General features: G+C 59.3%; 2 protein-coding genes. Both read right to left on the minus strand.

Features of this window, described 5'->3' with window-relative positions:
• Window positions 1–74: 74 nt before the first annotated feature.
• A complete protein-coding gene (locus ACK2SD_RS12300) occupies window positions 75–13100 on the minus strand; it encodes a LysM peptidoglycan-binding domain-containing protein (RefSeq protein WP_412459824.1) in 13026 nt (4341 codons plus the stop codon).
• Window positions 13097–16645 (minus strand): hemagglutinin, encoded by a 3549-nt coding sequence (locus ACK2SD_RS12305; protein ID WP_412459825.1) that lies wholly within the window; start codon window positions 16643–16645, stop codon window positions 13097–13099. Before ACK2SD_RS12305 ends, ACK2SD_RS12300 begins: the two co-directional genes overlap by 4 nt.
• Window positions 16646–16742 lie beyond the last annotated feature (97 nt).

A 16742-nucleotide genomic window follows, 5' to 3' on the forward strand; every position in this document is an offset into this window, starting at 1 on the left:
GCGAGGGAAACACTCCTCCAGGACATCGGTCCGTGAACTTGCAAGCCATTGCTCTGTTCTGAACGCCACTCCACTCAGGCAGGGTAGATCTGATTTTGAATATCCAGAATCCCGGTGAGTTTATCGGCACCCTCAACGTAGCTGTAGACCAGCACATCGAGTACCCACTGCCCCGGCGCTGCGGCCGTAATGCCCATTTGCTCCGCGCTGTTTGTCATGGCCGAAGCCAGTGTTCCCACAAGACCCGAGGCTTTCCAGTCAGTGTCGACGTTGAACTGGACGGTCGGTGCCAATACCAAAGGATTACGGATAGAAAGACTGCCCGGCGTTGTCGGATCGGTCTTGCCATCCACCGACTGCCAATAGGCGGCGCCGATGCGCATCTGGCGTATCGTTCCCGGCAAGGCCTGGGTTTGCGAGGCGACGAGCGTCTCGAAAAAGTTGCTGAGTGCCGAGGTCAAGTCTGGCCCCGTCATAGACACTGTTTCGACATGACTGAGCAGCGGCGTGATCCGTGTCGGAAATTTCACCACCGGTGTCTTGTAGATGAACAGCGGATTTATCTGGGCACCGGCAATCAAGTTGGCGTTGCGCGATATCGACGTTCCGCCGCTGGCGTTCTGCAGCAACAGTAGATTGAGCCGGTAGAAGTCGTAATCGAGTTCCAACTGGTCTGAGATCAGCGCTTGCTGTTCCTCCAGCGCAAAGGCCAAACGGGTCCCTGCCTGAGAGGCATTCAGCCAAGTCCCCTGTCCATCAGCCCCATTGCCGGGAGGTACGTACTTCAGGCCCGGCCACAGTATCTGGCGGTATACCTTGATCACCGCTGATGTCCCCGTACCCGACAACGTCAACCTATAGGTCTGCGGTGCAGTAAATACCTGGGAATTGTGTTGCCCGTCGACCACTGTTTGCGTGCCCGCCGGATCGACGACCAGCCAGTCTGTATTACCGCCCCCGGCAACCGCAGGCTTGATCGTCTGCTGGCCGCTCAGCTTGAAGCCATATCCATCGAACTCGACCGCTAGCGCAGCCGGAACGACCCCGTTGTTTAGATCGGTCTGATAGCCTGCATTGGTCACAAACAGGAAATCGTCAGGGTCTACCGAAAAATCCGTCATCTGACCGATGCGATCCAGCGTGACGCCGCTGATCTGGGCGGGTATCCCGCGGATCAACGTCGACATCAAGTAATTGAACGTCTTTTCAGGCAGGCCTGCGAACAGCCTCATGGCCTGCACGCCGCTCCACGCATTCTGGAGCCTGTCCGCCAAGTCGGCGAGCGCCGCTACCGCGTTGGCTGCGGCCGGGCTGACGGTATCTGCCACCGTATCCGGCAGTTGCGCCAGGTTAGCCGATATAGCGGGCCAGACCGCCGAGAAAGCGGCCAACACCTCAATGACACTCTCGTATTTTGGCGCATTCGCGTAGCTCAGGGCGTCCGCACTGTCGTCACTGGTCTGGTTGAAGCGGACTTCCAGCGTCATTTGGTCCTGAGCCGCATACTGCCGCTTCGTAGTGAAGCCGTAGTCCCACTGGGCCAGCACTTTGGCCGGCTCCGGGGTCGGCGTCGCGTTGCTCGCAGACTGATCCGAGATGATCGCCGGCCCCGGGTAACCCCGTAGCGGTACCGGTACCTGAATCTGGCCGACATGCCCATCGGTGTCCACACCGTTGACGATGGGAATGATGAAGTTGAGCCAGGACGAGCTCTTGTATCCCTGGATACCGTCCACCGAATGAAGATCGAACTCCATCTGGCTGACCTGATAGTCGAGATTGAGTACGACCGACTTCTGGATGGCCGGGTCCTTGACCCCGAATAGCGTGGTAATTCGCGATCCGCTGGTGGCAAGCGCACCCTTTGCCGTGGCGATGCTCATTTGCGGTACGTTCTGAATGCCACGCGCAGGTGCCAGACTGTTCAGCGTGTAGCTGCCAGGCAATGTCCCGGCATCAATATCGGCCAGTTTGTCCGAGAACTGATCTTGGCCACCGAAATGGACGGCGATCATTTCCAGCGTATCTGTCGTGCTCGGCGTATACGCGGTGCCGTCGATGGTCACCGTACTGCCCACGGCGAAGAACCCCGTGCGCTCGGAATTGGCGTTGACCACATCCGAAATCTCGACGCTCATCCATGCGGCCACGTCCGTGATCGTGGCAAGCGAGGCAGGCACCACATAGGACGTCACGTTGATCGCCGTGGAGCCCAGGAACAGCGGTTCATCGGTGGCGGCCAGCGTCATCCCGGAAGGTAGATTCCCGGGCAATTCGACGTTGAAGAACGCGGCAATCGTACTGAGCGAATCGGAGCCCGTGGTCGTGTAGGTATCAGGGACGCCGGCATAGCTCACCGTCAACCCCGAACGAATAATGTTCGGGACATAAAAAATGGTCTCCGCGAGGAAACTCTGGGAAACCTGTGTCTGGGCGGCCAGCGGTGCGAACGGTTGGTTCGGATCGGTGACCGCGACCGTGTCATCCGGCGTCCGGATGACCCCGGCCACCAGATTGCCGGAGAGCTGTGGCGCCGTGGTTGGATCATTGCCCGCCCCTGCGCCTTGGACATCGAGATCGATCTGGACCAGCGTCTGTACCGAGTACGCAGAGCTCAAGGTTGTCAGCAACTGTTGCTTCAGCGTGGTCTGCGCTTCATCGAGCCCCGTGCTGTCGGTCCCGATAATGGGCGCGACGATCCTGGACATACCGCTGGCGATACCACCTTTAGCGGCAATCACGCTGGCAATGTCGGCGGCAACCTTACTGTCCGAGGATCCCGGTACGGCATATGACGGCGATAGAAGCAGATCGATGGCGGCCAGGAACTGCTGGTTCCATTGATCCGGATCCGCCGCACGGAAAGCCTGCTGTTTACCGGTCCAGAGCAACCCCTTATCGGCGGAATAGGTCGGTACTTCGACGGTGTTGTTCCAGGCGACGGTCGAGAGCGGCGTCACGCCAAAATAGCGAACCCCGGATGGGTTGACCTCGTAGGTGATGCCTACGCCGGAGTCCGAGAAGTTGACCACCCACAGCGTCTTTCCACCTGTCGATGACGCGGGGTTTGCACTGGCTGCCAGCTTCAACGAAGGTTTCTTGATCTGTGTGATGCCCTGGGTCTGGGTCGATGCAGGGCCGGTTGCAATCTTCAGCCCTGGGAACGCGGTCTCGAAATCAATCGCGAACTGCTGGAGCGAGCCCTGGTCCGCCGCCGTCAAGCCGGCAAACGGCTGGGCCGGTATATCGGTCCGGGCTGAAACGACATGGGGCGCCCCGGCGAAGGCCGGCGCCAGCAGGGCCGGATCGCGGCTCATCGTCAGGGTCACGCCGAGACTAAGGATCGCCTTGGTTTTGGCCGGGGTAACCGCCGCCAATACCGAACCGGTCAGCGGCGGCGCCAACAGTGTACGGGCACTGACCGAAACACCGGAAGCCGCAGCGGCGACATCGGCCACACTGAGCTGTGTCAAGTTCTGGGCCACTCGATCGGCGTTGACACGTGCCGTCAGCAGGCCAAAGGTGTCATTGGCATACGTCTGGAAGCGAGTGCCTTCAATGACAATCGTCTGGTTGGCGGGCAGCAAACCTGGCAACGAAGCACACGCCGAAGCAAGGCTGCCCTCATCGAGGTTGTAGCGCGACGCCACGTCATGGAGGGTGTCGCCGCTGAGCGAAGTCATGGCCGGAGCGACAATGGCGGCCCCAGCCGCGATGATACCGGCGAGTGCGCTGACTTGGGCCATGAAGTCGTTGACGCTGAGACCGAATGCCGTTGCAAGCTCGTTGATCGTCGATGTCACGGTCGGCGTGATCGTTCGACCATTGAGGTTAATCGCCACCGCGGCGAACAGACCGGGCACGTCACCGTTGTATTGAGCGACCCCGTTCAGGCTCCAGCCCGGGTACTTGGCGACAATCCCGGAAAACGTCTCGGCGCCCGTTGCGCCGTAGACGCTGGCGCGGATGCCGGTGTTGTTCGCCAGGTATGGGATGGCAAGCAGGGCCGAGTCCAGGAATGGCACCGTGCGGTTCTGATCAAGTATGGAACCCACATCGCTGGCGTACATGCCGGCGATATCCGCCAGCGTCTCGCCCTCGGCAATGGAGACCGGCACCGTCTCGATGAACAGGGCGGTGTTAACCGCCCAAATGCCGGGTACCTCAGCGTTGCCCGCAAGAAACTGGGCTTCAGGTGTGCCCGTTGCGCCGCTTGGCGCGCCGAAGTCGGTGACCAACGAGGTCAAGGTATCGTTTGAGTTGGCAAGCACGCTAGAGATCGTGAGCACCGTGCCGATCGGCCAGATGTCATCCAGAAACTCATTGGCCCCGGCGACTTCAAGCACGGTGACGACGGCCTCCTGATCACCGCTGTTCTCGCGGACCTGCTTGGTGAAACTGGCCGCGGCATCCTCCAGCGTCACGCTGGCCGTTGTCTGGTAGCTGTACTGACCCGTTGTGTCGGAATAGATCAGCGTAAGGTTTGCGTTAAGTGGTACCGCCGCGTTTGGCGTCACCACCCCTGGGACGTTACCCGGGCCATCGACCACCAGCGTTCCGACCTGAAGCCCGATCGCACTGAGAGACAACCCGGCCGAACCGACCGTGGCAGACCGTACGGCCGTGTGAACCATTGCATCCTGGGCCACTTTTACTGCAGCGTTGTTGTTCGCCAGCGTAGCCAGGTCGATGGCGCCGTCCAGGCGGGTGACGATGGCTTGAGGCGTATCACCGGACAGCACCAGATAATTGTCCGGAACCGCGAGTTGGGTCCCCTGCCCCCACAGCAGATCGGCCCGGGCAACCGCGTTGTATTGTCCCAGATTGGTGGCTGACACCGCGTAGCCGGTGGAGCTCTGCGACAGTGCGAAGTTCAACAACGCGCCAATGTCCTTGTAGCCATTGGGTCCCAGCGTAACCGGATCGACGACCAGGTCCTGTGCACCGGTCAAGAAGACATAGGCGGAGTTCGCCAGGCCAAGGAGACGAATGCGCGCCGTTTCGCCAACGTTTTGCGGATCGTCGAGCGTGCCAAGCGTCGTGCTCAGCCAACCGGTCACATCGGGCTGCTGCAATTGGTACGAAACGGTTTGATAGGTGGCCAAGGCACCGCTGGCGCGAACAGCCGGTGCTGTTGATAGCGCGGCACTTGGCGCGCCCCCCACCATCTGCAGCGGAGCGTTGTCCGGCAGGAACTGCGTTGGCGAAATCGAAACGGTGACCGCCAGATTGTTGTCCCCCGATGCCGGGGAAGAAAAGCGATAAGCCGCCGTCGCCGAGGGCCATGCCCCGACCGGAATCATCTGGTCGGTGTAGCCCAGTGGCTGATCGATGGGGCTCATCACCGAGCCGTTGGTGCGGTTGCCGAGTACGTCCTGGAACGCAAGAGCGACCTCGGACATCGCATTAGCGCTGATACCGGCATAGGGGTTCAACGCCGGTGGCGGCAATGGAGCGCTATCGATGGCATGGTTGACCTTCGCAAAAGCCAGTACCGACATGACCTGCTGGTAGTCCCACGGATCATCATCATTTTGCGTCGTGGGACCGGCCGGCAGCCCCTCGTTGCTGGCTTTGAGGGCCGCCGTTTCCGTGATCTGGAAACCGAGCAGGTTGAAAAGCGTGTTCAGCGCCTGTTGATCGGTTTCATCCGCAGGATCGACGGGCTGTGGGTTCGCCCGGGTAACGTCTAAACCGATATGCCCTTGCGGCAAGGTGGCGGTGAGGTTAAGCGTACCGCCCCCGACAATGATGGGTTGGCCGGCCGTCAGGATCTGCCCATCTTGGTTCGCATCGGCAATCAGGGACAGATCGGTGGCCTGGGCAGACGCGATGCTGCCAAACGTGTCACCGGCCTGAATGACGTAGTCCGCCTTCGCCGGGATCGTGAGTGTCGCCCCGACCAAGAGCAGGTCAAGCGTGTTGAGATTGAGCGCGGCCAGCGCCTCCGGATCAAGGAAGTCATATTCCTGCGAGATGGATGCCAGTGTCTCGCCGGGCGCGACGAGCTGGACCGGGTTACCGGAGAACTGAAGCTCACTGCCGGGCTGAAGCCAGCCAGTCACCTGAGCTTTCTGCGTGGCAATCGCGGCAACCGTCACGCCAGCACGCTGCGCCAGACTGAGGAAACTATCGGTCGCCAGCACGGTGACTTGTCCCAACGCCCCCGTAACGGTGGTACCCGGCACCATGGTTCCGACAATGGTCTGGTTCAGTTCAGCCAACGAGACGGCATCGAGGCTGACATAAGAGGCATAGAGTTGCGCCACGCTGGCAAGGGTGTCTGAGCTCGTGACCTCATGGGTCAGCGCCTCGAAGAAGATGTTATGCGTGCCGGTATCGACGTTGTCACCGATCAGCGCCACGTTGTTAAAGGAGTACGCCACCGGGCTGCCCGCTGCTTGATTGTCGGCGACTACAACGATCTGAATGGTCGCCTGGGTTCCGCCGGTAAAGAGGGTTGGAGGCAGCCCCACCGTTCCATCCGTCGTGACATAGCGCAAATAGTAGCCACCGGATTTGACCACACTGCATTCCCACAGCATCTGCAGGAAATTGAGCGAATTATCGGGTTCGAGATCGGCCAGCGGCGTTTCCAGCAGACCGGTATTGAGTATGCGGATCGGCGTTTTGCGCAGCGTGAGTTGCGGTGCGCCATGGCTTTCTGTACTGAGGTTCGTTTTCAGCATGAAGCTGTCGATCCTGCTCAGCGCGTCAGAGACCAGAACACCGCTCGTGCTGGACGAGCTCTGATCCGGATAGGCGATATAGAGGGTTGCGGTCTCGCCGTTGCTGGTCAGGAATTCCCACAGCGCCAACAGCCGTTGCATCCCCGCCTGATCGGCGCCGACGACCATATAGATACCGTCGGGCGCGTTGGGGATCGTCTGGATATCGATGCTGATCGAGGTCGCGTAGCAGGTGTTTTCGAGGACAACGCTCTGGATGCTGCCATCGGACGTCGTGGTGCCGGATTTTGGCTGGTACAGCAGCGTACCCGTGGGGCTGGCGGCAAGCGCCGATATCATGGCATCGGGCAGCGTCCACATTGACGGCTGCACCACTTTCTGACCACTGGGGATGATCTGCGCCGGCACTTGCGGGGTCACCCAGAGGTTGATCGTCCCCACGGACTGGCAATCGGCCGCGTAGGTAAACTGCGGCAACGCAATGGTCTGGGAGACGCTGGGTTGGAGCGTCAGCGTCCTGAAGCTGTTGATCTGGTCGATTTCTGGCTGGACCAGCGGCATGACCGCGGCGCTGGCGTCGACGGACACCCACGACGCACCTGAGCTGCCGATGTCGATGTCGTAGCCAGTGGCAACCGCGCCCAGCGGGTATTCCTGACCAACCAGGGCATAGAGCGGATACGCCAATGTTGCCGAGGGGGCTGGCTGCCCAGGGAACTTCGGCGCCGGGGCTCTCAGGCCGCTCATCATGAAACGGCTGGTCATGTTCAGCGCATCGGTGAACATCCCCATGGACGCCAGGGTATCGGTAAGTACCGACAGGCGCATGCCGGGGATCGCAACGACAGACAAGGTCAATATCTTCGACGTGGCATCGACCTGAAAGAGGCCGGAGACCAAGGCAATGCAATCTGTCAGTTGTTCGAGGGACAGATCATAGGCTGCAGAGATGCTACTCAGCGTGTCAGTGGCCGCTATCGAATGGCTCACATTTGGCGCTGTCAGCGATGCCCGGGCGGCCAGGAGCGATGCCATTCCTGAGGCCGTGCTATCGGCGATCCGCTTCGCGGAGACTTTATACTGGCGCTGGATGTTCCCGAAGCTGCTGGCATACGGGATGTTGATGATCTGACCGACAGCCAACGGGGCCGTTGTGACCTGGGTGCCATTCCACTGCTGCAGGCTCTGGATCGCCGCCGCCTGGGTTCGCTCGTCGGCCGCGAAGAACGCTTCGGCAATGGAGACCAGTGTGTCGCCCGTCGTGGCTGCATAGGGCAGTATGAAACTGCTGCTGGTCGGGACAGCGACGGCCGGCAGGCTAACGGTTTGGCCGATATCAAGGCCGATTGCGGCGTTGTTGCCAAGCAGTTGGGAGAGCGTGAGGCCTGGGTAGGCCGCCGCCACTTTGGCAAAGGTGTCTCCACTCTGGACCGTGTAGATCGTGTCGTGAGTGGTGGTCTGTGGGATCGAGAGCTTCTGACCGGCTGTTAAAGTCAGGGCCGGGTTGGCCGTGGTCAGCGTCGTTGGATCGAAATCAACGATACGGTCGTACCAGTAGCCAATGATTGAGTTGTAGCTCTCCCCTGCTCGGGTAACTGTGGTCAGATCGCCGAGCGAAATTGACTGGCCCGGGTTTATCACGGTCAGGCTCTCGGCGTTTGTTGTCACCAATTGCTCGGCGGTGACGCCGAATTGCGCCGCCAGCGAGGTGATGCTGTCCGTGGATTTGGCCGTGAAGGTGATGTCACCGAGGGCCAGCGTCACCGTGGTGTTGAGGACGTTCTGTGCGGACTGATTACTGGTCGCGACCATGTAAGGAGTCACCTGAAGGGGTATCAACAACTCTGTCCCGGCGGCCAGTGGATTGAAATTGACGCCTGGGTTGGCAGCCTTCAGCGTGCCGAGGTCGATGCCGAAATCCGCGGCGACCGATGCCCCGCTTTCGTCGGCAATGACCGTGTGCAGGATGCGCATCGCCGGAATCGTGAGTGCGGTTCCGGCCTGTAGATTATTGAAATCCACACCAGGATTGGCGGCCTGAAGATCGGCCTCGGAGACGCCAAAGCATGCCGCGAGCCCGGCCAGCGTATCGCCGGTCTGACTGGTGTACGTGACCGTAGTCGTCGGGATGAACACGGTCTGGCCGACAGTCGGCTCAGCGTTCTGGTAGTCCGGGTTGGCCGCCCTGAGATCCGCTCCGCTCACGCCAAACAGGTTGCCTATCGAGGCCAGCGTATCGCCGGGACGTACCGTGTAGTTGTTGGTAAAGCGGTTGGCGATCGATGTCAGCGAGGCGGCTGCAGTCTGGGACTCGTCGAGTTTCAGGTCAAAATCGGCCAGCAGACTCTTGGCCTGCTGCATCAGGCCCTTGGTCAGCATCTGGAAGTAGTAGCGGAATATGATGGTCGCCATGGAGTCCGGCGTTTCCATCAACTCCGCGGCTCGCAGGGTTGAGCCTGTATCACGGGCCGCGAACTGAGCGGCCAGGTCGGCAAAATACTGTTGGATCGTCTGTTCGTAGTCGCCTTCCGGCACTCGGTCAGACAAGAAGTTGATGGAGAAATCAGGGGTCGACATCGTCAGTTCGGGAATCATGGCCATCAAGGCCATGGGGATCTCTGTGCCGGGGTCCGTGGTCGGCCGGGCCGCGATCAAAAACTGGATGTTGTTGCTGGTGAACAACGTCTCCAATGCGCTGTAGGTAAAGATCGTGGACGCCACATCGTTCAGGGACAGAGCATCCAGAATTTCATCGATCAGCGCAGCCGAAAGGGTCTCATGAGTGTGACCGATCGAATCAGTGATCCATTCGGTGACGAATGTCAGGAACTGGTTGGTACCCGAACGGGGATCCGTCGACGTCTCCATGCCCAGCAACAGGGCTAGGACCGGGTTCATGCTGGTGCCAGGAAAGGTCGGCGCGCCCGGGAAACTGAAGTCGCTGGGCAACGCCTGGGAAATCAACGGGATCGCCGTCACGTTGACTGTCGTTGTCGCCATCAGGTTGAGTGCGGAGCGGCGCAGCAACATCCCGCGCTTTTGGAGCCTGCGTGCGGGTCGGCTGCGAAGCTTCGCGTAGGGCCGCAGGCGCGGCACAAGCGCCTGGGGCCGGTAGGAACCACGCAGGACGTTCTGAGGATTTGAGTTCGAGGCGATAAGCCAGGGAGTGCTGGAGTCTGAGCCTAGGGTGAAGCTCTCGGTGATTGTCGCCGAGAAGGAAAAACGAATGCGGATAAAGACGATCTTGATCGAGACACTGACGCGTACACCCGCACTGATCTCAAGCAGGATGGCCTTGTAGCTTTCCATGTTCAGAGAAACAGAGGCATAGACGGTCAGGTTGACACTGGCCTGGATGATTCCGAAGTCGACGGTCGCATAGACAATACCGACCACCGCCACTGTTCCGCGCAGATGGAGGTAACGCTCCGGCGACAGACTGGGCGAGGTGGGATTGAACCAGGCAAGTACCCCCTGCAGCTGACCACCGACGGTAATGCTGATGCCACCTGACAGAATGCCCAGTGAGATGGTTTTTCCGACACCGATCTGGAGTGCCAGGCCGAATTCGAGCACCGGCGAGAAATTGCCGTTCGAGATAACCGGCACATTGGTCGAGGTCGTCCCGTTGAGCACGGCAAAGTAAAAGCCGCCGTAGCCGATGAACGGGAAAACCTGGACCGAGCCGGATCTGGAAAAATCAGTGAGGCTTGGCGGAAAACCAACGTCGACACGGAAATTTCCGTTGGTATAGATATCCAGGGTGACGATGGGCAATGTAATCGAGACTTCGCCCATCTCGATGTGTCGCATGGCATCGGGCAGCGTCAGTTCGATGTGGTAAACACCAATGGTGTCGCTGATCTTGCGGTACAGGATTTCGAAGCGAAGGCCAGCCAATGAACCCGCCCGGCTTCCGGAAAGTTGGATCAGCAGGCCGTAGAGATTGGGGTCGTTGAAGACGACGCTGAGTTGTACCGTCGACATCGCGGTAAAGCGGGTTCCGATCAGCCAGTTGGAGCCCGCGTCATACGACAGCCCCGGTAACTGTGTGGCCGGATTTTGCTGTGGGTTGCCCGTGGGAACCAACGCTTTCTCAAGGGCCTTGATGACGCCATCCATGGTTGCCGGTGGTGTCCCGCGCAGCGCCATGCGCTGACCAAGGCCAAGGTATTCCAGATCGAAGCTTTGGGTGCCGGTGCCGGGCACAACCGGCGGTGCCTGGTTCAGGGGGTCCCAACTGAGTGGTGCGGCACCGTTCTGGCCGTAATCCTGCCCCAGGAAGTTTCCGCTGAGCTGGAGGTCGAACTTCGACTTGCCATACTGCTTGGTGTACTTCAGGACAAATTTAGTGAGTTTCATGAAGCCCAGATCAACGCTGAGATCCATGTCGACTTCAATGTTCTTGGTCTGGAGATAGACCTTGACCGTCAGGTTCGGCAAGCCGATCTTTTCCAGCACGTTCCAAGGCGAAGAGAGTGAGATGTTCCGACCGGGGTCGGCGAACTCCAACAGGAAGCTGAACAGGTCGCCGACAGTGCTGTTATTCAAACTGACTGCAACGTAGGTGTTGGCGGCGACGTTGTTGTCTTTGTGATAAGTGACCGACAGGCTCTTGTAGCTGAAGATGATGTCAGTGGTGGTGGGATCGAAGACGTATGCCACGCCCAGGAGCATGCCATTGATATCGACGATGCCCCGCACATAACCGGAATACTGTGCCGGATCAGTGGAGGTCACGCGGCTGGATCGCAGCATGAATTCAGCCGTGATGGACACTGGCAAAATGTCCAGTTTCCACATCACCTGGACGTTGACCGTGTAGGTGTTGTTGCTGGTGTCGAACTGGCATTGCAGGTAATTGATGGCGATGTCCGGTACGGCGTCGGCGATCCAGGGCAGGAGCTGACGAGCGACATCGGCGATCTTCATCGGTGTGTCTGGCGACATCGTACCGGTTAGCACCCACCCTGCCGAACCGGAGCTGTTATAGGCCGTTGCGTAAAACTCAGAGCCCAGGAACACAAATGAAGTCGAGAGCTGAGCGGTTGTTTTCGCCGCCGACTTGTCGATCGCCAGGCCAAGACTGTCAATCTCGATCAGTGTCAGCCCGCTACCCAGATTGATTGACCAATCAGCCCCGGTAAAGAGCGCTTGACCATTGAACGCGTAGTAGCCGTTGTTGACATCCACCGCAGCGCTGAGCGTCTCGAACACACAGCCGCTTTGCGGGATGCCCGTTATACCGACAACCGAAAGCAGGTCGGAAACGTCAATAACGTTGTTGTTGTAGAACCGGCCGATCAATGAGGGGACGGATACACCTGCGTAGAAGCTAAGGGCCTCGTTACCGAAGAAATGGAAATTGCCTCCGACGCCAATGCTCAAGCTCAATACATTGGAGAGCACCATGGAGAACGAGAACTCGATGCTATCGAGGTTCGCCGCGTTGAGGGGCAATAGCGAGACAGACGTGTCCTCGACCACTTTCGTCGTCATGACCGACGATGTGGCTCCGCCATAGGTCAGCGACAACGAAATGCGGGTAACGTTGAGTGCGCTTCCGAGGGGAAAACGTGGCGGGACATAAGCGGCGAGCTGTGTACCGACGAACAGCGCCGCAAGGCTCGAAAGATCCGGAATACTGAGTTTCCAGCCATCCGAGGTGCCGAAAACCGGACCGGTCCCATCGTTGACAGGCAAGACGCTCGACATCGGTACGGCACTCACTGCCAATTGCCCGGCAGGGATCTCACCCACCAATTGGCCCGCGCCACCGGAAGACGAACTCGTCAACGAGATTTGCGCCTTGAAAGTGAGCAGCCCGGCCTGCGCGGAGGTGGTGGCCAGCTTGTTTGAGAGCGAGAAAACGGGACATGCCGTGCTGGGGTCCGCCCAGCTTGTGATGGAGCCGGTCACCGGGGAAATGGCACCGCTCCAGAGTTTGGCATAGGTCTTTGGAGGAACCGGCACGCCTGAAAAAGTCAGCGTGCTGCCCGATGCGGCTGACGCCGCAGTCAGGCCGGCCCCAGTGAAATCATATTGGCCCGGAACATCATTGGCGATCTTGGGGAATGTGATACCCAGCACCTGCCCGTCACCCAACGTGACCGCAAGGGATAGCTGCGCCACGCCATTGCTGTCGACACTGAACACTGCGGTGGCAGCCGGCATCGCGAATCCCATGAAGGTTCCGGCCAGCGTGCCAGCCAGTGTGATGACCTCGCCCGGCGGCGCTGCACTTGAGAGCGCCATCTCGAGACTGGCGCCTGGAAACAGCGTGGTATCACTGAGCAGCGCTGTGACCGGTGCCGATCCCAGCTCATTGTTGGCCGGAAGTGCCAGTCTCGTATTTGAAGCGTTCAGGTAGTCATTGGTGTGGAGGCTGGTCCAAAGATCCTGGATGTTCATTGCTTGGCTCCCTGCCTTTTGATCTCGTGTTGCGGCGCGATCAGCACCGCATTTCCGTGCCTGGTGGCCTTGAGACGGCTGGCAGCATTGTTGCCTGTGCCAGCGTTACCACCCGCGCTGTTTTTCAGGTACGCGGCGTACCAGCCCAGGGCGCCGCTGGTCGGGGCGTCCGGATTGCCGAACATCAGCATGTTGATCTGCCCGTTCGGCGGGAAACTGAGACTCAAGAACTTCAACGCGATGTCTTTGAGCTGAAGAATGTAGGTCGGTGGCTGGACCAGGAACGAAACATCACCGAACGCCAACTTGAGCACACCTTGCAGCGAGATAGCCCGATCACCGCCGCTGACGCCAGGCATGCTGAGGCCTACATAGTTGCTAACGCCGTTCACATTGGGCGCCCATCCCAGCATCAGCGATGCGGTAAAGCCCGCCTGCGCAGCGAGAGCGCCTAGAGAACCGAGATCCAGCTCGAACTCCAGACCGAACCATGGAGCCGTGAGCACGCTTCCCTGAATCGGAGAGTCAACAGGCATGAAGCCCATCGAGTCCGGCGTCGCCTGCTCTGTCCCCTGTACCAACCCAGTGAGTCTCATCGGAAAATGGGCGGCCAAACTGAGCACTCGAACTTCGCTGGCGCCCTGGTCGAGCAAGATTTTTGTCGCATCGAACACAAACGTTCGATAAGTCGGCGACGCTTGATCGAAGGTCATGTCTATCGACAACGCCGAATAGACCAGGCCGCCCCCTACTCCGCCGAGATCGATGACAGCCTGCTCTGGACCATAGGAAAAAAGATCGAACCCGGTCTGCGGCAGGAACGAAACCGACCCGCTTAGCTGGAAAAGAGAGTTGACCGTGGTGTCGCCTGGATCATCGTCATCACTGGTAACGGTGATGAAGGACGCGGTCTGAATGTTGACCATGTAGAGCGTGCTGCTCGACATGCTGTAGGACGTGGGACCATTGCTGGTGAAGGAGTAGGTCCCTACCCCACCGCTCTTCTGGTAAGTACCGTACAAGACCAGATTGTTATCGGACGCGTTTTCCTGGGTCGATTGTTCGCCGAAGAGTTCATTGATCATCAGCTCGATCGAACTGGAAAACGAAATGATTTCTGAATTGGCGATCCCGACCGTCAGTGACAGCACCTTGTAGTCATAGGCCTGGGTGCTGGTCAAAGGCTCAAGCGAGTTATAGTCGATAAGGCCGAACGCTGAGCTCGCTGTCGTCACGTACTCCGCGGCACCGGTGACGACCGGAGTGACGGTGATGCCTAAATGGTGGGCCTGGAACTTTGACGCGTCGATGCCTGCGGCAAGTCCTTCCAACTGCGGCGGCAGTCCGGAAAGAGGAACCTCTCCGTTCAACACAAGTATGCCGTTCCAGTTGGCGCTCAGCATCACCGTATTGACGAAGTAGCTGAGGTCGGTATCACCTGCTTCCAGCCGGGTTATCGCCTCATCGAAAATGTCTGAGATGATCTTTTGGGTCGCCGCCGTCGACGTATTGAAGGCGTCGCCCTCAGTCCATTGGGCGGTATCTGCAACGATTTGTACCAACTGCTTATCGCAGAACTTAAAAATGACGATGGAGTTGTGATCCGCCCAGCGCCATGGGGACAAGTCAAACTCCCAATCCGCGACGAAGAGGCTTAAATCGCCGGCATAGGAACGGATTGTCTGGGCCCAGGTGTCGTACTGAGCGGCCGTCAGGACACCTTGCAGCGAAATGTTCAGCGCGGCTTCATCCGGCCACATGCCAGAACCGGGGCTGACGCCCACCACCAAAGGGGCGATCGCCGTCGTCACTGCCGAATCCGTGATGACATTTGTCAGGGTCAGATAGCGTTCCTGCGTCAGGACATAGGGGAAGCTGCCACAGGCCGCGAAGCGATCACCCGCGGACATGATGAGCGCCAACTGGTTTGTTTGCAGCGCGTCCTTCAACGGTCCATCGACGGAACTGAGCACGACGGTGTTACTGCGATACATCGGCACGACTGAAGGAGAGTTACCGAGCGTCAGGTGCGCCCAACCCAATTCGCTCCCGGCCTGGTTGAACTCGAGCAGCAGACCTTGGGGGGGCGTACCGAACGGGGGTGAGGGCAGCGTTGCCGTGGATGCGGTGAAGCCGCTCGTGCTGAGATTGATCATCTGCTGGATCAGCGCCTTGCGCTTGGGCGCCCAGGCTTGCATTTCGAACTGTGAGAGGTCTTCGGTGGTCAAGCCGACACCGACCGTCACACCGGCGTAAGGCAATAGCGGATAACTACCCTGCTCATCTTCAAGCGCGTTGGCGCGGAGCGCTGAAGGTGCAAGGGCCCCGAGTTCCACTGGCAGATAGTTCAAGAACGGAGAGGACGCGTCCCCCGGTCCATTGTGCAACACCGAGCTGTCGGGTTGCGCGAAGTAGGTCGAGCCATCGTCTACGGACAGGTAGGCCCATGAAGTCCGGCCTGCTCCAGTGAGTGGCCCAAAGACGCGCCTCGTGTAACTGGCTCCGGTGCCGGTGGCGGCTCTGAGCGTCGCTGCGAACGCCGGTTGATTCGGAACGAAATTCAGCGTCGCTGACGCGTTGACACCCAAGTACTCCACCGCCGATAAGCCACACATCAGTGTTGCGCTGAGATCGGGTGCGGAACCGGGCAGCGACGCCTTCCCGGTCGCAGACAGCGATACCGTGAAATCCCCGCAGGGCGTCATGGCGACGGTCTTTTTGCCTGCCAGAACGACAGGGTTGCCGCTGGCATCAACCGCAAGGAGGCGATCTGTGAATACCAACGAGGCATTGGCTGCGGGTGCAAGGTTGACCGTTTCGCCAACGGCTGTGCGGTAGGTTGAGGCCAGTGGCGACTGATTGGCGGTAAACCCTGCGAAACTGCGCAGATGGTCGAGCGGTGCCAATGGATCGAGCGTCATGTCCAGTGAGAGGCCAGAGGTGCCGAAAACCAGAAACCTGTGGCTCGCGCTTTGAGCGTAACCGCCGCCAACCGGCGCGGTGTAGGAACGCAGACCGATATCCAACTGTTCGGCTGCGGCCTCTGTGACGGACACCGAGAACCGAAAGCAACCCGAGGTGGAACTTGGACCAAGCACATTGATAGCGCCGCCGCTCAGCCAAGGCAATTGATAAGGCTGGCGAGAGCCGAATGGCGTTACCGACCAGCTATTGCCGTTTCCAGAGATGGACAAGCTCAATCCATCTTCGGAAACGGCAAAAATGGAACCACTGTCGATATTGATGGATAAATTCGCACCCTGGATCTGCGCCGACCGGATTACGACAGCCTGCGCGCTGGAGCGGGTCGCATAGACCACCATTCCACTTAGCCCGACCGCAGGATTTTCAATGTTTTGAAACCACGCGGCAAACGCACCCGCTCTGGCGCTGTTGGCAAAATAGACTTGAGCGGCTGCAACAAAACTGTCTATTTGAGCCGGTACCAGTCCAGGGACAACGATGAACCAGCCCCCTGAGGAGATGGCATCGGACAAGCTCAACGTTTGCGGCCCCGTCAAACCCGCCGGCAGCAGGTACGCCATCCACACGCTATCACCTGGCGATAAGGTGTCTGGCACATATAAGCTGGTCTGCGACGGATATTGACAAAGGGCTGACATTTTCTTGCCTCGTAATAGG

The organism is Pseudomonas sp. SC11, assembly GCF_047039205.1.
Lineage (GTDB): Bacteria > Pseudomonadota > Gammaproteobacteria > Pseudomonadales > Pseudomonadaceae > Aquipseudomonas > Aquipseudomonas boreofloridensis.